The organism is Streptomyces sp. RGM 3693, from assembly GCF_050471125.1.
Lineage (GTDB): Bacteria > Actinomycetota > Actinomycetes > Streptomycetales > Streptomycetaceae > Streptomyces.
Window position 1 is genome coordinate 2444649 of the sequence record NZ_JBMPPQ010000002.1, and the last position, 19601, is coordinate 2464249.

At 73.1% G+C, this 19601-nt stretch carries 18 protein-coding genes; 12 read left to right on the plus strand and 6 right to left on the minus strand.

All coding sequences use genetic code 11. The annotated features are described in order from the left end of the window. Positions 1–58: 58 nt before the first annotated feature. Positions 59–670 carry a DUF5134 domain-containing protein gene (locus ACO0M4_RS28345; RefSeq protein ID WP_430373747.1) on the minus strand — a complete coding sequence of 204 codons (612 nt, stop codon included), beginning with the start codon at positions 668–670 and terminating at the stop codon, positions 59–61. 185 nt (positions 671–855) lie between these two features. Here ACO0M4_RS28345 and ACO0M4_RS28350 point away from each other — a divergent pair, with 185 nt between their 5' ends. Further along, positions 856–1521, plus strand: a complete 666-nt coding sequence (locus ACO0M4_RS28350; RefSeq protein WP_430373749.1) for an antibiotic biosynthesis monooxygenase — start codon at positions 856–858, stop codon at positions 1519–1521. A 25-nt stretch (positions 1522–1546) separates the two neighbouring features. On the opposite strand, the gene ACO0M4_RS28355 is transcribed toward ACO0M4_RS28350, so the two are convergent. The 4 genes from ACO0M4_RS28355 to ACO0M4_RS28370 form a co-directional block, all read right to left on the minus strand. Then, positions 1547–2161, minus strand: a complete 615-nt coding sequence (locus ACO0M4_RS28355; RefSeq protein ID WP_430373751.1) for a response regulator transcription factor — start codon at positions 2159–2161, stop codon at positions 1547–1549. After that, entirely contained in the window at positions 2155–3534 is a 1380-nt protein-coding gene (locus ACO0M4_RS28360; protein ID WP_430373752.1) for a sensor histidine kinase, read from the minus strand. The genes ACO0M4_RS28355 and ACO0M4_RS28360 overlap by 7 nt, the downstream gene beginning before the upstream one ends. A 181-nt stretch (positions 3535–3715) precedes the next feature. Next, a complete protein-coding gene (locus tag ACO0M4_RS28365; RefSeq protein WP_430373753.1) occupies positions 3716–6001 on the minus strand; it encodes a TOMM precursor leader peptide-binding protein in 2286 nt (761 codons plus the stop codon). Next, entirely contained in the window at positions 5995–6387 is a 393-nt protein-coding gene (locus ACO0M4_RS28370) for a hypothetical protein (protein ID WP_430373755.1), read from the minus strand. Before ACO0M4_RS28370 ends, ACO0M4_RS28365 begins: the two co-directional genes overlap by 7 nt. Before the next feature lie 370 nt (positions 6388–6757). Here ACO0M4_RS28370 and ACO0M4_RS28375 point away from each other — a divergent pair, with 370 nt between their 5' ends. From ACO0M4_RS28375 to rfbD, 10 genes are all read left to right on the plus strand, one after another. Next, positions 6758–7573, plus strand: a complete 816-nt coding sequence (locus tag ACO0M4_RS28375) for an AfsR/SARP family transcriptional regulator (RefSeq protein WP_430373756.1) — start codon at positions 6758–6760, stop codon at positions 7571–7573. A gap of 39 nt (positions 7574–7612) precedes the next feature. Then, a complete protein-coding gene (locus ACO0M4_RS28380; protein ID WP_430373757.1) occupies positions 7613–8737 on the plus strand; it encodes a nucleotide disphospho-sugar-binding domain-containing protein in 1125 nt (374 codons plus the stop codon). 195 nt (positions 8738–8932) lie between these two features. Further along, on the plus strand, positions 8933–10492 hold the full coding sequence (locus ACO0M4_RS28385; protein ID WP_430373758.1) for an MFS transporter: 1560 nt from the start codon (positions 8933–8935) through the stop codon (positions 10490–10492). Between the two features lie 10 nt (positions 10493–10502). Beyond that, positions 10503–11804 (plus strand): aminotransferase class I/II-fold pyridoxal phosphate-dependent enzyme, encoded by a 1302-nt coding sequence (locus ACO0M4_RS28390; RefSeq protein ID WP_430373759.1) that lies wholly within the window; start codon positions 10503–10505, stop codon positions 11802–11804. After that, a complete protein-coding gene (gene desII, locus ACO0M4_RS28395) occupies positions 11801–13255 on the plus strand; it encodes a dTDP-4-amino-4,6-dideoxy-D-glucose ammonia-lyase (protein ID WP_430373761.1) in 1455 nt (484 codons plus the stop codon). The genes ACO0M4_RS28390 and desII overlap by 4 nt, the downstream gene beginning before the upstream one ends. 38 nt (positions 13256–13293) lie before the next feature. Continuing rightward, the gene (locus ACO0M4_RS28400) at positions 13294–13719 is read left to right on the plus strand and encodes a DUF3224 domain-containing protein (RefSeq protein ID WP_430373762.1); all 426 of its coding nucleotides are present in this window, start codon (positions 13294–13296) and stop codon (positions 13717–13719) included. Further along, positions 13716–14459 carry a class I SAM-dependent methyltransferase gene (locus ACO0M4_RS28405; protein ID WP_430373764.1) on the plus strand — a complete coding sequence of 248 codons (744 nt, stop codon included), beginning with the start codon at positions 13716–13718 and terminating at the stop codon, positions 14457–14459. Before ACO0M4_RS28400 ends, ACO0M4_RS28405 begins: the two co-directional genes overlap by 4 nt. 312 nt (positions 14460–14771) lie before the next feature. Continuing rightward, positions 14772–15119: a YciI family protein gene (locus tag ACO0M4_RS28410; protein ID WP_430373766.1), complete on the plus strand. Its 348-nt coding sequence runs from the start codon at positions 14772–14774 to the stop codon at positions 15117–15119. A gap of 93 nt (positions 15120–15212) precedes the next feature. Then, positions 15213–16202 carry a dTDP-glucose 4,6-dehydratase gene (gene rfbB, locus ACO0M4_RS28415; protein WP_430373768.1) on the plus strand — a complete coding sequence of 330 codons (990 nt, stop codon included), beginning with the start codon at positions 15213–15215 and terminating at the stop codon, positions 16200–16202. Positions 16203–16243: 41 nt separating this feature from the next. Continuing rightward, positions 16244–17080 (plus strand): dTDP-4-dehydrorhamnose reductase, encoded by an 837-nt coding sequence (gene rfbD, locus ACO0M4_RS28420; protein ID WP_430373966.1) that lies wholly within the window; start codon positions 16244–16246, stop codon positions 17078–17080. Here the strand turns inward: rfbD and rfbC are convergent. After that, positions 17057–17677, minus strand: coding sequence for a dTDP-4-dehydrorhamnose 3,5-epimerase (rfbC, locus tag ACO0M4_RS28425; RefSeq protein ID WP_430373769.1), 621 nt, complete (start codon positions 17675–17677; stop codon positions 17057–17059). The two genes, rfbD and rfbC, sit on opposite strands and share 24 nt — an antisense overlap. A gap of 131 nt (positions 17678–17808) precedes the next feature. Between rfbC and ACO0M4_RS28430 the strand changes: the two genes are divergently transcribed. Next, positions 17809–19596: a fatty acyl-AMP ligase gene (locus tag ACO0M4_RS28430; protein ID WP_430373770.1), complete on the plus strand. Its 1788-nt coding sequence runs from the start codon at positions 17809–17811 to the stop codon at positions 19594–19596. The last annotated feature ends 5 nt before the right edge of the window (positions 19597–19601 follow it).

Here is a 19601-nt window from a genome sequence, read left to right on the forward strand (position 1 = left end):
ACGCCCCGGGCAGGTGTGGTGCGCGGGGCGGGTGCGGACCCGGGACGGATGCCGGGTCTCAGAGTGCCAGCAGCATGGCGAGCATGCCCAGCCCCATGGCCACCTGACAGGCCCGCAGGACCGTGGGCGGGCCGGCGCACGCGGAGCGGGCTCCGCCGGTAGCGGTGCCCGCCGGGGCCAGTCGGGTCCCGGCGGTGAGCACGTAGATCGCGTAGTAGGCGAGCAACAGGCCGGTCAGCAGGGGGATGCCGGCCGGGGTGGTGTGTGGTCCACCGGCTGTTTCCGTCATGCCGCTCATGCCGCTCATCCCGGCCGTCGTGTGCCCGCCGCCCGGCATGCCGTGCGTCTCGGACATCCCGGGCATGCCGACCATGACGAGCGCCATGTAGACCATCGCCAGCGCGCCCACCGCGTGGTGCAGATGGCGTCGCACCAGCCCCCACAGCGCGACCGCGCCGAACACCGCGGTGAACACCCAGGGCGCCCACGCGGGCGGCGCCACCGCGGACGCCGGCACCGCCATCACCGCCATGCCCAGCGCCATCAGGGCCTCGCCGCGGGCCGTCACCTGTTGTGCCGGGGGGCCGGTGCGGGCACGGGTCAGGCAGTAGCCGCCGGTGGCGGCGCACAGCAGTACCAGTAGCCAGCCGACCAGCGGTGGTGTGTGCACGGGGACACCTCCCGTACGGGGGGACGGTGAGCATCGGCAGGATGCCCGGCCACGGCGCGGCACACGGGAGCGCACGGACGCAATCCGGGAGCGCAGGGCGCGGGCGGCGGGAGAGTCGGACTCAAGCGGGAATCGAGAGTGCGCTGGCACAGTGGGGTACCCGAATTGCAGAGGGAGGCTGCCCGATGCCTGGCTTCGCCCACGATCCGCACGGGGCGCTGACGGTGGTCAACCGCTTCTCCGTCAAAGGGAACACGGACCGCTTCGAACGCTGCTTCCGCGGCCATGCGGAGTTCCTCGGCGCCCGTGCCGGCTTCGTCGCCTCGACCCTCGTCCGGCACACCGGCAACCCGCGCAGCTATGTGCACCTCAACTCCTGGGAGGACGACGACGCCTTCGTCAAGGTGACCCGGAACGAGGAGTTCCTGGACCAGGTGCGACGGCTGGGCGCCCTGGTGGAGACCCAGGGCGACAAGATGGCCGCGGTGTTGCGGCGCGGCGTCGGTCGGACGGCGGGCGGGGCGGGCCGCGGTGTGGTGGTGCTCGTCGACTACGAGGTGGACGACCCGGAGGAGTTCGAGCAGCGGTTGGCGGTCCGGGCGGACGCGCTGACCGGTGTCGAGGGGATCCGCGCCGTGGAGCTGCTGCGCTCCACCGTTTCGCCGGAGCGGTACCTGGAGGCGATCTGGTGGACCGATCGGGAGGTGGCGCGCACCGCGATGGACGGCGCCACCTACCTCGCCCACGAGCCGTGGCTGCCGGGGCTGGCGGGGGTCCGCACCACCGAGACGCGGCTGGTCTCCACCGTGTCGGCACCGGGGCCCCGGGAATCCGGCGGCGGGGTCGGCTGAGCCGCCGACCGGTCGGCCGCGCGGTTCAGGGGATCCAGCCGGCGTCCTCGGCGATCCGCATCGCGTCGATCCGGTTGCGGGCGTTGAGCTTGCTGACGATGGCCGTCAGATAGTTGCGGACGGTGCCCTTCGAGAGGTAGAGCAGGCCCGCGATCTCGGCGGCGTCGGCGCCCTGGGCGGCCAGCCGCAGTACCTCCAGCTCGCGCGGCGAGAGCGGACTCTCCTGGGAGTCCCAGGCGGTCAGGGCGAGTTGGGGGTCGATCACCCGACGGCCGGCGGCGACCCCGCGGACCGCCTCGGCGAGCTGGTCGGGCGGGGCGTCCTTGAGGAGGAAGCCGGAGACCCGGGCGGTCAGCGCCCGGCGCAGGGTGCCGGGTCGGCCGAGGCTGGTGAGGATCAGGGTGTGGCAGCTGGGCAGTTCCTCGTGGAGCTGGGCGGCGGCGGTGAGGCCGCTGATGCCGGGTAGGTCGATATCGATGATGGCGACGTCGGGCCGGTGTTCCAGCGCGGCGGGGAGGATGGCGTCCCCGCGGTCGACGGCGGCCACGACCGAGAGGTCAGGCTCCAGTTCGAGCAGAGCCACGAGGGCGCCGCGGATCATGTGAACGTCTTCCGCGAGCAGAACCTTGAGTTCTAACATCGCTGCGATTCCCCCTGTCCGTCCTGGTGTCCGGATTCCGCTCCGGACCGATCTGCGGGCTGCTGTCCGTGGTGCTGTCCGTGGTGCTGTTCATTGTGGGGGGAAGTTTCCTTTCCTGGGTGCGCGGCATCCGGCCGTCGAAGCGGCGTCTGCGGGGCCGTGGCGACCAGCCGGAAGCGGCCGTCGTCTTCCGGGCCGGCGGTCAGGCGGCCGCCGATCTCGGTGAGTCGGGTGGACAGATTGCCCAGTCCGCTGCCGTCGTTGAGCTCCTCGCGGGAGGAAAGTCGTTCCGGGACACCGTCGTTGACCAGCGTCAACCGCACCGTTCCGGCCGCGTCCTGCGCGTCCCCCTCGGTCCCGTCGTCCCCCACGTAGGTCACCGTGATCCAGCAGTGCTGAACCTTGCTGTGTCGGAGGATGTTGGTGATGCCCTCGCGCAGGGCGGTGGCCAGGACCGTGCCGACGACCGGGTGCAGCCGGCCGCCGCCGACCGAGACCTCCGCCTCGATGCCCGCCGCGGCCAACATCGACTCCGCGGAGGCCACTTCGGCCTCCAGGGACATCTCGCGGTAGCCGCTGGCGACGACCCGGACGTCCGACAGTGCCTGGCGGGAGATCTCCAGGATCGAGGTGATCTCCTCGCGGGCCTGAGTGGGGCGGACCAGCACCAGGCGGTGGGTCAGTTCGCTCTTGAGCGTGATCGCGGAGAGGCTGTAGCCGAGGAGGTCGTGCAGATCGCGGGCGAAGCGCAGCCGCTCGTTGGCGACGGCCAGGTGCGCGAGTTCGCTGCGGGCCGCGTGCACTTCCTGGACGAGGTCGGTGAGTCGGGTCAGCCCGAAGATGACCAGGCCCGTCAGCACGCTGGCGATGGTGAAGTAGCAGACGTCCAGGACGGACAGGCCCAGGGAGAGCGAGTAGGTCAGCATGCTGACGCAGACCAGGGCGTACAGCGACCAGCCCAGCAGCCCCGGCAGCATGAGCAGAATCGATCCTGCCAACGGACCGGCCATGCTGCCCCAGTTGATCCCGAACCAGAAGAAGGGGAGGTAGGTGAGCAGCGCCTGGAGGCCCAGGGTGAGCGCCTTGCGGCGGGGCGGCCAGTGGCGGGTGGCCGGGGCGGAGTGCACGAACTGAACGGTGAAGACGGCGGCGACCGAGGCGAGGCAGGCCAGCGTCTCCTGGGGTCGGGGGTGGCCGCGCAGCACGTTGAGCAGGGTCACCGCGCCGTAGCCGACCAGCACGGTGACGGTGACGGCCCGGGCCAGGCGGGGCGGCGGGATGTGCCGCTCGGGCAGCCGCTGGCCCGGCCGGCCGGGCGTCGCACCGGCCGGTTCCCCGTCCTGGTCCTCGTCTCCGGCGAAGGGTGTGGGCATGCGTAAATGGGCCACCCTCGGATCCCCCTTCACGGCCTGCGGCAGAGTGGTTGCCCGAATCTATCTCCTGAAGGCGCGTGAGCGGGATGCCGGTTCGTCAGGTATGTGTTCGGAGTGCCCGTTCTCGGCGACGCCGGGCGCCGATCGTGGGGCGTGCCGCCGTCCACCTGAACAGCAGGCCCTAAATGAACATCGGGATCGGGTTCAACTGCGCGTAGGCGGTGGGACGGTCGGTCCGGCCCAGCGCCGCCGGGACGTCGAAGAGCCGGCCCGGCGCGAACCGGGCCCAGAAGTGCCGCAGGCCGGGCACCAGCACCTTCGCGACCGGGAGGCCGATGTCGGGCCGGGTCTGGTCGAGGACCAGCAACTCCATGCCGTGGGCGCGGACCAGGTCCTCGATCGCGTCGAGGTCGTCGCGCAGGTCGGGGCGAGGGGTGTAGCCGTACCCGCCGGGGGTGCGCGGGGTCTGCGCCGGATCCGGCAGCAGATGCGGCTGGTTGGCGGTGGTGGCACCGGACCACCAGGCACGCAGCTCGCGTTCGGCCGCCGACGGGGTGCTGCCCGGCGCGGGGGCGTCTACGACCGTGGGCAGCAGCTGGCCCATCTCGGTCAGCGCCCGGCGCAGTGCCAGCCGCGGGTCGAAGTGCGCACCGAAACCGAACGCGATCTCCTCGGCCGGGCCGTCGGTGCGCCGGGACAGCGCGGCCATGACGGGGATGCCGAGGTCGGCGGTGAGGTCCAGGACCCAGACGCGGCGGTGCAGCCGGCCGTAGACCTCGGCCAGTGCGCTGATCCAGGGCTCGTCGAACGCGCCGAGGTCGACGGCCGGTTGACGGGTGCGGTTGTACCACCACAGGGCCACCGCATCGCGTTCGACCAGCTCCAGGAAGCCCTGGACGACCGCGTCCTCCAGGCTGGCGCCCGCCGCGTTGCCGTTGGAGTCGGCCCAGGGCAGATCGGGCACCGCCTCGGCGCAGTGCGGGGAGTAGTAGAGCATCGAGGTCGGCAGCAGGCGGTGGGTGCGTCCGGTGACCGACCAGACCGGCGTCCACTCCGTGGGACGGTCCGGATCGAAGGGCGGGCAGACCTGCTGGAAGGCGGAGTGCCGGGCGTTCCACCGCGCACGGTCCCGGAACTGGCGGGCGTCGAAGAGCTGGCAGGCGTTGGGGTGCAGCGCGGCCGGGCCGAGGCCGGTCAGGGTGTCGCGGACGGCCGGCTCATCGCCCTGGCGGGTGCCGCTGTACCGCTCGACCGCTTCGCACAACGCGCTCACCTCGGCCTCGACGCGGGTCACGCCCTTGCCGCCGCTCCGGCTGCGCAGACAGCTGCGGACCCCGGCGAGGCTGCGGCCGGTGAGCGCCAGATTGTGGCCGGACACAAAGCAGTTGATGCCGTCGGGGGCGCGCTCGTCGGGCCGGTTCTCGGCCACGATCCCGGTCACCGGGCCGATCAGGTGGCGGTGGCGGTCGAGCACCTCCTCGGGGCGCAGCGCGCGGTGGTTGGCGCCGCCGTCCACCTTGGGGCGGGAGGTGAGGGTGAGCGGGCGCCGCAGCCGCGCGCCGAGCAGCCCCGGGTCGCCGCAGTCGGGGCACTGCGGGCGGCGGGTGACCGGGTGGTGCTCGGTGCGCAGGGTCAGGGTGTCCAGCGCGCACACCGCGTGTTGGCCGTCGGTCCGCACCCCGGCCAGCCACTTCGCGGCCTCCAGCGCGGCGGTGTGCAGCGCCATCGCCCGGCTCGCCGCCAGCGACGCTTCGGGGACGGCGACCGGTCCCGCGCAGCCGAGCGCCCGTTGGACGGGGACCTCGGCGGTGCGATGGCCGCGCAGCCGGTGCGCCAGACACGACCAGCACGGGCCGTCGGGGGCGCCGAAGACCGGGCCCACCCACGGGTTCGGGCCGCACGGTTTGGCCAGCAACCAGGGGCGGCCGGCCTGCCGGTGGGCGGCGTCGATACCGCGCAGGCCCGGGTGCAGGTAGTCGTCGCACAGCACGAGGGAGAGGCCGGCGGTCCGTTCGGCCTCGGGGGCGACGAGGGTCAGCCCGGAGGCGAGGCAGGCGGCGCGGGCCGCGCCGAGGTCGGCCCGGCCCAGGGCCAGCAGGGCGACGGGGGTGCCGGCCACCCCGCGGCCCGCGGTGTCGCCGTGCAGGCCCAGCAGGTCCCAGTACGCCAACGCGGCTGCGTCGCAGGTCTCTTCGGCGGCCGGGTCGCGGTAGCCGACCAGACCCGACTGGGCGAGCCGGCCGATGACCCGGCCGGCCTCCAGCGCCGGCATCGCGGTGGACGCCTCGCGCAGCAGGTCGGGCAGGGTGCGGGTGCCGTCGAGCAGCCGGGCCAGCTCGGCCATGTGCGGGCTGTGCAGCGCCGTCACGCCCTGTTCGGAGCGGAGGTAGACGGCCTCGCCGGCGACGATGTCGGTCCGCAGGTGGCGCTTGAAGCCGACCCGGGGCCCGTCGGCGGCCGTCAACACGCGACCGGCCGGGCGGTGGCGAGCGCGACGGGGAACGGGGTGGCGTCCCCGCGGTCCCCGGCGTACCCGGCGCACTCGATGTCCCCGGTGTACCCGGCGTACTCGGTGTGCCCGGCGTACTCGGCGTACTCGGCGAAGTTGCCCGTGATGCAGACGTTGCTGGCGGTCAGGGCGCCGGCCGGGGCCGGCCGGTCCAGGTCCTCGATCACCAGGCCCGTGCAGAGCGCCGGCAGCTCCGCCGGGGCGTGCTCCGCCAGGCCGAACTCGGCCAGTACCGCCACCGGGTCGACGCCGAACCGCGCGCCCAGCTCCGCTTCTAGTCCGCTGCGCGCGGCCAGTACCGCGAAGCGCCAGTCCTGCGAGGTGTAGCCGGCCGTAGAGCTCATCGGTGGATCCCCCTGTGTCGAATGAGACGGATGCGCCGGGCGCGCCACGTGAGCCGGGCGCGCCGGACATGCGGTGACTGTGCGATGGCTGTGCGGTGGTACCGGTGCAGGTCGTGCCCGAGCCGTGGGGCGGTGGCCACGGGGCCGTTCCGGGATGCGGGTGTGCGGCCGTCGCCGTGGAGCCGTTGGGGAAGGATTCTGCGGAGGCCCCCGGGGTGCGGACAGTGCCGGGCTCACCTCTCCGGCATGAAAAATTCACGCCCGCCCTCGTGTGCCGCTCACTGGGCCCGCGACCTCCGGTAATGCGACTCTCCGGACATGCTCCGCTAAGCCCCGCGCTGCCGGGGACGACGAAGGGGGAGAGCTGGAAGTGGACATCTCATTGCTGGGGCCGCTCGCGGCCCACGAACGCGGCGCCTGCGTGGTCCCGACCGCGGGCAAACCGCGCCAGGTACTCGCGCTGCTGGCGCTGAACGCCGACCGCATGGTGACCGTGTCGACGCTGATGGAGGAGATCTGGGGCCAGGCCGTACCGCGCAGCGCGGCCACCACCCTGCAGACCTACATCCTCCAGCTCCGCCGGTTGATCAGCGCCGCGCTGGCCGGCGATCCGTCCCGGGAGGCAAAGGACGTGCTGGTCACCCAGCACGGCGGCTACCTGCTGCGGGTCCGGCCCGGCACGGTCGACACCCAGGAGTTCGGCCGGCTCGCCGCCCACGGCCGGGCCGCCTTCGAGGCCGGCGACCACACCGACGCCGCCGAGGTGCTGCGCCGGGCCCTCGACCTGTGGCGCGGGCCCGCACTGGTCGACGTCCGCGCCGGCAGCGTCCTCGAACTGGAGGTGCTGAGGATGGACGAGGACCGGCTGGCCGTCCAGGAACTGTGCATCGAGGCCAATCTGATGCTCGGCCGACATGCCGAACTCGTCCCGGAACTCCGCGTCCTGATGGCCCGTCACCCCATGCATGAGAGCTTCTGCGCGCAGCTGATGATCGCGCATTACCGCTCCGGCAGTGCCTGGCGCGCCCTGGAGGCGTACCAGCGGCTGCGCGCCGGACTGGTGGAGGAACTGGGGCTGGAGCCCTCGGCCCGGCTCCAGCGGCTGCAACGCGCGGTCCTCGCCGGGGACCCGGGGCTGGAGGCGCTTCCGGCGGGACTCAAGTCACCCTCGACGCGCGGTTTCTAGCGTGGTCGCGGACCTGAAGCCTGCGACCGGAGAGCCGTCATGCGGATACTCGTCTGCTGCACCCACGCCGTCAGTCATGTCTTCCCGACCGTGAGTCTGGCCTGGGCCCTGCGGGCCGCCGGCCATGAAGTGGCGTACGCGGCCGCGCAGGACGGCCTGGTCGCCCGTTCGGCCGGCTTCCCGGTCATCGACGTCCTGCCGCACCTGACGATGGCCGAACTGTTCGGCAAGTTCGCGCAGGAACGCCCCGACCTGATGCGGGAGATCGAGCAGGGCATCCCCGACCTCAAGGGCGCGGTGCCCGGATTCGCCTACCTCTGCTCGCAGTTGACCGACGGCACGGTCGCCGCCGCAGAGGCGTTCCGGCCGGATCTGATCCTGCACTCGGAGATGAACGGTGCCGCCCTGATCGCCGCGGCCAAGCTCGGCGTCCCCGCCGTCGAGCAGGGCTTCGGCTTCGCCGACGCCACCGGCATCCCGGAACTGCTCGCCGAGCACATGACCGACGCCGCGGACCGGCACGGCGTCACCGGGCTCCCCGAGCGCCGCGCCACGATCGAGGTGACCCCGCCCAGCATGGCGGCCGGCAGCGGCGGCTGGACGATGCGCTGCGTGCCCTACAACGGCGGTGGAGTGCTGCCGGAGTGGCTCACCCGGCGGCCCGAACGCCCCCGGATCGGCGTCACGTTCGGCACCGTGTCGTCCCTGACGAACGGGCTCGGCCCGCTCCAGCAGGTGATCGAGGCCGCGCCGGAGTTCGACGCGGAGTTCGTCTGCGCGCTCACCGAGGCCGAGATCGAGGGCCTGGGCACCCTGCCGGACAACGTCCGCACCGCGAGCTGGCTGCCGCTCAACGCCCTGCTCGACACCTGCACCGCCGCCCTCCACCACGGCGGCGCCGCCAGCACCCTGACCGCACTGCACACCGGACTCCCGCAGGTCGCCCTGCCCGGCGGCGGCTACCGCAGCATCTACGCGAACGCCATGGCGCGCCGCGGCGTCGGCCTGGTCTCGCCGGCGAGTGGCCTGGACACCGCGCTGATCGGGCGGCTCCTCACGGACCGGTCGCTGTACGAGGCGGCCGGCGAGGTGCGCGCCGAGATCGCCGCCATGCCCAGCCCCGCCGAACTCGTCCCGCGCCTGGCCGACCTGGCCGGTGCCTGACCCGGGCCGGCACCCGCACCCGCACCCGTACCCGTACCCGCCGACACCGGACCGTCCGCCGCACCACCCACCGGACGGTCCACCCGACCACCGGACGGTCCACCCGATCACCGGACGGTCCACCTGACCACCAGACCCGTCCACCCGACCACCGGACCACCCGCCGGACCATCACGGACAGAAAGAGGGGACATCGTGGCCGATCAGCGCCACCCCAAGCGGTGGTGGATTCTCGCCGTCATCTGCATCTCCGTACTCACCGCGGTACTCGACAACACCGTGCTCAACGTCGCCATCCCGTCGATGTCGTCCGAGCTCGGCGCCACCACCACCCAGCTCCAGTGGATCCTCAACGCCTACTCGCTCGTCCAGGCCGGGCTGCTGGTCGCGGCCGGTGGCCTCGGTGACCGCTACGGCCGCAAGCGGGCACTGGCCGGCGGCCTCGCGCTGTTCGGCGCCGGCTCACTGGGCGCGGCGCTGTCCGGCACCGCGGCGCAGCTGATCGCCTCCCGCGCGGCGATGGGCGTCGGCGCGGCCTTCCTGATGGCCAGCTCGCTCGCCGTCCTGGTCCGGGTCTTCGACGACGCCGAGCGGCCCAAGGCGTTCGGCGCCTGGGCGGCCACCGCCGCACTGGGCATCGCCATCGGCCCGCTGGTCGGCGGCTTCCTGCTGACCAACTTCTGGTGGGGCTCGGTCTTCCTGGTCAACGTGCCGATCGCGCTGCTGGGGGCGATCGCGGTGGCGGTGCTCGTGCCCGAGACCCGCGACCCGGAGGGCGAGCGGCCCGACCTGCTTGGCGGACTGCTGTCGATCGTGGCGACCGTCGGCCTGCTCTACGCGGTGACCGCCATCCCCGAGTACGGCTGGACCTCCGCACAGGTCCTGCTGTCCGCGCTGGTCGGCGCGGTGGCCGCGGTCGGCTTCGGCGTCTGGTCGCGCAAGGCGGCCTACCCGATGCTGGACGTGGCGCTCTTCCGCGACCCGCGGTTCAGCGGCGCGGTGGCCGGCGGGGTGCTGGCCGCGCTCGGCATGGGCGGCGCGCTCTTCCTGCTCACCCAGCACCTCCAACTGGTGCTGGGCTACAGCGCGCTGGAGGCCGGCCTGCGGGTCGCGCCGATGGCCGTTTCGGTGTTCGTGTGCAGCAGCGTGGTCAGCCCCAAGGTGGTCGCCGGGCTCGGCGCACCGCGCACCGCGGCGACCGGCCTCGCGGTCTCGGGCGTCGGGCTCGCGGTCCTCGCCTGGGTCGCCGCGGACGGCATCGGCTACGGCGGGATGCTGCTGGCCCTCGTCCTGATCGGCGCCGGCCTCGGCATCGCCATCCCGGTCACCGCCAACGCGTTGATGAGCGCCATCCCGCCGGAGCGGGCCGGCACCGGCTCGGGCGTCAACAGCGCCCTCCAGGAGCTCGGCACCGGCCTCGGTGTCGCGGTGCTCGGCGCGATCCTGATGGGCCGCTTCGTGTCCCTCGTGCCGTCCTCGGTGTCCGCCGCGGCGGACCGCTCACTGCCGGCGGCGTTGGACGCCGCACACCGCCGGGGTGACGCCGGCGTCCTGGCGAAGGTGCAGCACGCCTTCACCTCCGGGATGTCGCTGAGCCTGCTGGTCGCCTCCGCGGCGCTGCTGGTCGGAGGGGCGCTGGCCGGGGTGCTGATCGGCCGGCAACGCAGCACGGCCGAAGCGCCCGGTACGGCCGAAGTGCCCGGTACCGCCACCCTGGGCGGCCCGGCCCAGGACGCTCCCGCCTCGGCGGTCTGAGGAGGCCGACATGCTGACGACAGGCGGCCGGCTCGCGGAGCGGCCACCGGCAACGGCGCGCGCCGGCCGGGCCAAGCGCACCGTCACGGACCTGGCCGTATTCGGCGGGCCGGCCGCCTTCCGGGAGGAGCTGAGCGTCGGCCGCCCCACCATCGGCGACCGCGCCCGGCTCCTCGCCCGGATCGGCGAGGCCCTGGACCGGCGGTGGCTCAGCAACGACGGGCCGCTGGTCCGGGAGTTCGAACGACGGGTCGCCGAGGTCGCCGGCGTCCGGCACGCCGTGGCCACCAACAACGCCACCATCGGACTCCAACTCGCCATCCGGTCGGCCGAGTTGACGGGCGAGGTGATCGTTCCCGCGATGACCTTCGCGGCCACCGCGCACGCGGTCCGCTGGCTCGGCCTCGACCCGGTCTTCTGCGACGTGGACCCGGCCACCGGCAACCTCGCCCCGGCCGCCGTCGAAGCCGTCCTCACCCCGCGCACCACCGGCATCATCGGCGTGCACCTTTGGGGACGGCCCTGCCCGGTGCGGGAGCTGGAGGCGCTCGCCGCGGCCCGCGGACTGACCCTGCTGTTCGACTCGGCGCACGCCATCGGCGTCACCAGCGCCGGCCGGCCGGTCGGCGGCTTCGGCAGCGCCGAGGTCTTCAGCTTCCACGCCACCAAGGTCGTCAACGCCTTCGAGGGCGGCGCCGTCCTCACCGACGACGACGCCCTGGCCGAACGGGTCCGCAGCCTGCGCAACTTCGGCTTCGACGACGCCCGCGAGGTCCAGTGGGCGGGCACCAACGGCAAGATGGCCGAGAGCTCCGCCGCGATGGGCCTGACCTCCCTGGAGGCGATGCCCCGCACCGTGGCCCACAACCGAATGCTGCACCACGCCTACCGGGCCGGCCTGGCCGGCGTCCCCGCACTACGGCTGGCCGGCTTCGACGAGCGGGAGACCAACAACTACCAGTACGCGATCGTCGAGGCCGATCCGGCGGCCTGCGGCCTGAGCCCGGACGACCTGCTGGAGGTGCTGCGCGCCGAAGGCGTCATCGGCCGCCGCTACTTCGCCCCCGGCTGCCACCAGATGCGCCCCTACCGCACGCCCGGCACCGCGGTGCCGGTCCTCCCGCACACCGAGGCCCTGGCGGCGAAGGTCCTCGCCCTCCCCACGGGGACCCAACTCGGCCCGGACGACGCCCGGGTGATCTGCGACATCCTGCGCGTCGCGGTGGACCACGGGCCGCTGACCGCCCACCGGGTCCGCGAGCGGCGCGCGGCCGCCACCCCGGCGCACGCCCCCGACGGACACCCCCGATGAGTGAGGAACCGGACATGGCACTGGACTCGACCCGTGTGGCCGCGACGGAACTGGAGGACGCCGTCGGGGCGCGACTGCCCGAGGGAGAACGAGCCGCCGCCGGCCGGCTGGCCGCACTCGCCCAGCTCTACATCGACGACCCCTTCACCCACCTGGAGACCGCCCGCGCCCACCTCGGCCTGGACCGCGCGGAGTTCGCCCGACACCTGGAACTCTTCGACGCCGTACCGGAGTTGCGCCGGGCCGTCACCCAGGGGCCGACCGGCAAGTACTGGGACAACACCTTCCTGCCGCTGGAGGCGTCCGGCGCGATCGACGCGGTCCTCACCGGCCGCGCTGCCTTCCCGCACCGGGTCGGCCTCTACCCCGGCCCGACCTGCATGTTCCGGTGCAGCTTCTGCATCCGCGTCACAGGCGCCCGCTACCAGGCCGGGGCCGTGACGCCCGGCAACGAGATGTTCGCCGCGCTGATCGACGAGGCCCCCACCGACGACCCCTACCGCTTCTACCTCTCCGGCGGCCTGGAGCCGCTGACCAACCCCGGCCTGGGCGAACTGATCACCCACGCCGCCGGGCGCGGCTTCAAACTCTCCTGCTACAGCAACTCCTTCGCCCTCACCGAGCAGGCCCTCACCCGCCAGCCCGGCCTGTGGGACCTGCACGCCCTGCGCACCTCCCTCTACGGCACGGACGAGGCGGAATACCAGGCCACCACCACCAAGAAGGGCGCCTACGAGCGGGTCAAGAACAACATCAAGAACCTGCTCCGGATGCGACGGGAACGCGGCTCGGACCTCCGCGTCGGCTTCAACTACGTCGTCCTGCCCGGCCAGGTCGCCCGCCTGCGCCGCCTGATCGACCTGTTCGCCGAGATCAACGAGGCCGCCCCGGACCGCCCGGTCGACTTCCTCACCCTCCGCGAGGACTACAGCGGCGAGCCCGACGGACGGATCAGCCCCGCCGAGCGCGCCGAACTCCAGGACACCCTGCTCGCCTTCGAGGAGTACGCCCGCCGCCGCACCCCGACCCTCAACGTCGACTACGGCTACGCCCTCAACAGCCTCCGCCAGGGCCGGGAGACCAAGCTGCTGCGGATCACCCCGCAGACCATGCGGCCGGCCGCCCACCCACAGGTCGCCGTCCAGGTGGACGTCCTCGGCGACGTCTACCTCTACCGGGAGGCCGGCTTCCCCGGACTCCCCGGGGCGGACCGTTACATCGCCGGCCGGGTCAGCCCGCAGACCGGGCTGCGCGAGGTGATCGGCAAGTACCTCGCCGAGGACCCGCACATCGTCCCCGCCCAGGGCGACGAATTCTTCCTGGACGGCTTCGACCAGGCGGTGACCGCCCGGCTCAGCCAACTGGAGGCCGACACCGCCGCCGGCTGGGCCGCCCACCGCGGACTGCTGCACCACACCGGCCCGGTGGCCTCGGCCGAGGAACGCCGCTGACCCCACCGACGACCACGGCACAGACGAGGAGAAACACAGTGAGCCTGACCGCGACCGGGAACTTCCGCGGCGAGACCTGGGAGGAGACCCCGTACGACGAGGCCGAGGGGGCACGCCTGACCCGCACCAGCATGACCAAGAAGTTCTGGGGCGAACTGGAGGGCGCCAGCACCGGCGAGATGCTGATGGCCAAGGGGCAGGTGGAGACCTCCGCCGCCTACGTCGGCTTCGAACGCTTCACCGGCCGCGTCCACGACCGCACCGGCACCTTCGTGCTGCGGCACAGCGCCCGCGCCTCGGCCGCCGGCCGGGAGGCGCAGATCGACATCCTGCCCGACTCCGGCACCGGCGAACTGCGCGGCATCCGGGGGACCGGCCGGGTCCTCGACGCGGCCGACGGCAGCCACCCCTTCGTCCTGACCTACGACTTCGCCGGCCCCGCACCGGACGGGTCGGACGGATGACCTCCGCGCCGGTGGCCTTCGACGCGGCCGCCGAACGGTACGACACCGCGCTCGGCGGGCTGCCGCACGGCCGCCGGATCGCCGACGCGCTGGAGCCGTGGCTGGCCCCCGGCGCGGTCTTCGAACCGGGCATCGGCACCGGCCTGGTGGCCGCCGCGTTCGCCGAACGCGGCCGGACCGTCGCCGGGATCGACCTCGCGGTGCCGATGCTGGCCCGCGCCCGGCAGCGGCTCGGCGACGTGGTCGCGGTCGGTGACGCCCGGGCGCTGCCGCTGGCCGACGCCGCGGTGGACAACGTCGTCCTGGTCAACGTCCTGCACCTGACCGGGGACGTGGGCGGCACCCTCGCCGAGGCGGTGCGGGTGCTGCGCCCCGGCGGGCGGCTGGTCGCGCTGCACGGCCGCCCGGAACCGGAACCCACCGACCTGATGGCCGCGGCGGCCGGGCTCGACGTCCTCCAGCGCCGGCCCGACGGACCGGCCGAGGTCGCCGCGGCCCTGGGCGGACTGGGCGCCCCGCTCGTCGTCCAGCGCCGGGCCGTCGAGCAGTGGGCCCGGATGTCGCCCCGGGACCTGGCCCGGGCGATCACCGGGCGGCAGTTCTCGTACCTGATGGGACTGGGTGAACCGGAGTGGGAGGAGGTGGTGGAACCGGTACTGACGGCGGTGCGTGCCCTGCCCGGCCAGGACCGGGCGCGCGAACAGTGCTGGCGCTGTTGCGTGACGGTCGCCGAGAAATGACCACGGCCGGCCGGTGAATCGAGCCGGTGAATCGGGCCGGTGAAACCGAATACGGAAATACGCGCGAATTGCCCGCGGTGAGAGTGTGGGAAGTCAAGGAAACCTCCCGCCGCCAGGTATTCTGCCGGCCTGCCCAATTTCCTTCGCCGCCCGCGGGCGCGAAAAATTCGGTGCGGCTTGACACGACTTCGTCGCATCGCTGAGTATTCCCCAGGATTCCTGGGTTCCGGGATTCCTGGAGGATGGGATTCCGGAATTGCAGAATGCTTGAATTCCGGTCTGCTCCGGAACGTTGTGACAAGGAGAGCACGAATGAAGTTCGCGATCGTCATGCTGGAGAACACCGAGTCCAGGAAGCTGCTGGACGACGACCACCTCGCCTACCGCAAGCAGATCGAGGGGTGGATGGGGGAGCAGGCGCAGGCCGGTACCCTCGTCGGCGGTGAGGCGTTCGAGACCGCCACCGTGGCTCCGGTGACGGTCCGCCGGTCCGCCGACGGCACCCGCGAGGCCACCGAGGGGCCGTTCGCCGACGGCGACGAGACCCTCGGCGGATACATCCTCGTCGAGGCGGCCGACCGGGCCGCCGCCGTCGAGATCGCCAAGACCTGGCCGACGCCCGAAACGCTAGAGGTACGGCCCGTTTGGGCGGCCGAATAGCCACCGCATCGTCTGCGTCCCGCAGACGCGCCGGGTGCCGCGCCACCGCGCGGCCCCGGCCTCGCGGGCCGACCCCAGGAGAAGGACGTAACGATGACCGACAACGCAATTCTGGTGACCGGCGGCGCGGGATTCATCGGATCCCATTACGTCCGCACGCTCCTCGCCGGCCCCGAAACGGCCGACATCACCCTCACCGTGCTCGACAAGCTCACCTATGCCGGAAATCCGGCCAATCTCCGGCCGGTCGAGGACCACCCCCGTTACCGCTTCGTCCGCGGCGACATCGCCGACACCGCCCTGGTCGACGAGCTGGTCGCGGCCCACGGCACCGTCGTGCACTTCGCCGCCGAATCGCACGTGGACCGCTCCATCAGCAGCGCCGGCGACTTCGTCCGCACCAACGTGCTCGGCACCCAGGTGCTCCTCGACGCCGCACTGCGGGCCGGCGGCCGCCGCTTCGTCCACGTCTCCACCGACGAGGTCTACGGCTCGGTGCCGACCGGCTCCTCCCTGGAGACCGACCGGCTCGACCCCAACTCGCCCTACGCGGCCTCCAAGGCGTCCAGCGACCTGCTGGCCCTCGCCTACCACCGCACCCACGGCCTCGACGTGCGGGTCACCCGCTGCTCCAACAACTACGGCCCGTACCAGTTCCCCGAGAAGGTCATCCCGCTGTTCATCACCCGCCTCCTGGACGGCGGCACCGTCCCGCTCTACGGCGACGGCCTCAACGTCCGCGACTGGTTGCACGTCGACGACCACGTCCAGGGCATCGAAGCGGTCCGCACCGCCGGCCGCCCCGGCGAGATCTACAACATCGGCGGCGGCACCGAACTGACCAACAAGGAACTGACCGGACTGCTGCTGGACGCCTGCGGCGCCGGCTGGGAAAGCGTCGAGTACGTCGCCGACCGACAGGGCCACGACCGCCGCTACTCGGTCGACCACACCAAGATCGGCAAGGAGTTGGGCTACGCCCCGCGCCACGACTTCACCACCGGCCTCGCCGAAACCGTCGCCTGGTACACCGCCCACCGCGACTGGTGGCAACCGCTGCTGAAGCGCGCCGCACTGCCGTGACCGGCCGCCCCACCGGCTGGCTGGTCACCGGCGCGGGCGGCATGCTCGGCCGGGAGTGCCTGACGGTACTGCGGGCCGCCGGCCAGCACGTCACCGGCCTGGACCGCACCGCCCTCGACGTCACCGACCCCGACAGCGTGCACACCGCCGTCCAGGCCAACCGCCCCGCCGTCGTCCTCAACTGCGCCGCCTGGACGGCCGTCGACGCCGCCGAACGACACGAGGCCCGCGCCCGGCGCATCAACGGCGACGGCCCCGCCCACCTCGCCGACGCCTGCCACCACCACGGCGCCCGACTGCTCCACCTCTCCACCGACTACGTCTTCCCCGGCGACGCCACCACGCCCTACGCCGAAGACGCCCCGACCGCCCCAGTCAACGCCTACGGACGCGGCAAGCTCGCCGGGGAACGCGCCGTCCTCGAACGGCTCCCCGACACCGGCTACGTCGTCCGCACCACCTGGCTGCACGCCGGCCACGGCCACAACTTCGTCCGCACCATGCGCCGCCTCCAGGCCGAACGCGACCACGTCGACGTCGTCGACGACCAACACGGCCAGCCCACATGGGCCCGCGACCTGGCCCGGCAACTGCTCCTGCTGGGCCGAGCCGCCCGCACCGGCCGGGCGCCCGCCGGCATCTACCACGCCACCTCGGCCGGCGCCACGACCTGGTACGGACTCGCCCGCGCGGTCTTCGCCCTCACCGGCGCCGACCCCGACCGGGTCCACCCGACCGGCACCGCCCACCTCGCCCAGCCCGCACCCCGGCCCGCCTACGGCGTCCTCGGCCACGACCGCTGGCGGGCCGCCGGACTCCCCGCCCTGCCCCACTGGCACGACGCGCTGGCCCGCTCACTCCACGACACCGTCGGCTGAGCCCCGCAGGCCCGCGTACCACTCCCGGCACGCCGCGTACGACGGCAGCAGCCCGGCCCGCGCCGCCGCCGCGAGCGACGGCGCCCCGGCGTCCTTCGCCGACCGCACCGGCGCGATACCGCGCGGCCAGGCGATGCCCAGCGCCGGATCGCACGGATCCACCCCGAACTCCCGCCGCGGCGCGTACGGCGCCGAGCACAGATACATCACCGTGCTGTCCTCTGCCAGCGCCATGAACGCATGCCCCAGGCCCTCCGCCAGATACACCGCACGCCGGTTCCGGTCGTCCAACCGCACCGCCTCCCACCGCCCGAACGTCGGCGACCCGGTGCGCACATCGACCGCGACGTCCAACACCGCGCCCCGCACACACGTCACGTACTTGGCCTGACCCGGCGGGAGTTGCGCGAAATGGACACCACGCACCACCCCGCGCCGGGACACCGACACGTTCGCCTGCGCCAGGTGCAGCCCGTGCCCGACCGCACCCCGCAACCCGGCCTCCGCGAACCACTCGTGGAACGTGCCCCGCTCGTCCGGGAACACCCTCGGCTCCCACAGCCACACACCCTCGATCCCCAGCGGACGCACCCGCATCACCCCATCCCGACGGCAGTCGACCCGCCCAGCGTGCCGGCCGCCGGACGACCGCTGCTCAAGCGGAGGTCGAGCGCCCCCGCCCATCCTCGGAATCGCCCGCACATACGAAGACGGCGAGGGGGCCGGCCGTGCCACAGCACCGGAACTTCATCGAGCTCGTGACCGACCGGGCCGCCGAACGGCCCACCCAGGACGCCCTGGTCTTCCTGACCGAGGACGGCACCGCACTCACCCCGGAACGCCTCGACTACGCCCAACTCGACCGTGCGGCCCGCGCGGTGGCCTGCTGGCTGCAACGCCACGGCGCCTCCGGCCGCCCGGTCATCGTCATCCAGAGCCAGGGCCGACTGTTCGCCGCGGCCTTCCTCGGCTGCCTCTACGCCGGGGCGATGGCGGTCCCCGCACCGCTGCCCGGCGGCGCCCACCACAACGTCGACCGACTGCTCGGGATCATCAAGGACACCGCCGCGCACAGCGTGCTCACCGACAGCGCCGGCGCCCCCGACATCTCCCGGCTCCTCGCCGCCCACGGCCAGGGCAGCCTGCCCTGCCTGGCCACCGACGCCATGGACCCCGAGGACGCCGACCCGGACGCCTGGGCCCACCCCGACGTCTCCGAGGACGACATCGCCTTCCTCCAGTACACCTCCGGGTCCACCAGCGACCCCAAGGGCGTCATGGTCTCCCACCGCAACCTGATGTCCAATCAACTCGCCATCTCACGAGCCCTGGGCACCCACCAGGAGACCCGGATGGGCAGCTGGCTCCCCTTCCACCACGACATGGGCCTCATCGGCCACCTGCTGCACCCGCTCTGGCTCGGCGGCACCGGCGTCCTGATGCCCGCCGCGACCTTCGTCCGCCGCCCCGTCCGCTGGCTCCAGGCCGTCACCGACCACGGCATCACCGCCGGCGGCGGCCCCAACTTCGCCTACGACCTGTGCCTGCGCCGGATCCGCGACGACCAACTCGACGGCCTCGACCTCTCCCACTGGGAACGGGCCGTCAACGGCGCCGAACCCGTCCGCGCCGACACCCTGCGCGCCTTCGCCCACCGGTTCGGGCCCGTCGGACTCCGCCCCCAGGCGTGCTACCCCTGCTACGGCATGGCCGAGGCCACCCTCATCGTCAGCGGCGCCACCCCCGACACCGGCGCCGTCACCCGCACCGTGGACGCCGCGGCCCTGGAAGACCACCGCCTCACCGCCCCCGAGGACGACCGCCCCACCCGCGAACTCGTCAGCAGCGGACGGCCCCAGGACATCGAGGTGTGCATCGTCGACCCCGAGACCCGCCGGGAACTGCCCGACGGCCGGGTCGGCGAGATCTGGCTGCGCGGCGGCAGCGTCGCCCACGGCTACTGGAACCGGCCCGACGAGACCCAGGAGGTCTTCCGCTGCGCCCGCGCCGACGGCGAGGGCGGCTACCTCCGCACCGGCGACCTCGGCGCGCTCCACGACGGCGAGCTGTACGTCACCGGACGCCTCAAAGACATGCTGATCGTCTCCGGCCGCAACATCTACCCGCAGGACATCGAACGCACCGTCCAAAAGGTCAGCTCCCTCTTCGGCTGCTGCACCGTCTTCGGCGTCGGCGACGACCGCGACCACGTCGTGGTCGTCCAGGAACTCCGCGACCGCGGCACCTACGGCACCGACATGCCGGCCCTGGCCTCCGCCGTCCGCCACCGCGTCACCACCGAATTCGAGGTCGGCGCCGACTGCGTGCTGCTCGTCCCCCAGGGCACCGTGCGCCGCACCACCAGCGGCAAGGTCCAACGCGGCGCGATGCGCGCCCTCTTCCTCGCCGGCGAACTCCAGGCCCTGCACCGCGTCGCCGGCCCCGAACTGGACCGCCTGCTGGGCCCGCTCGCCCGCGACCCCGACCGGCCCGCCGGCCAGCCCGGACAGAACTGAAGGGA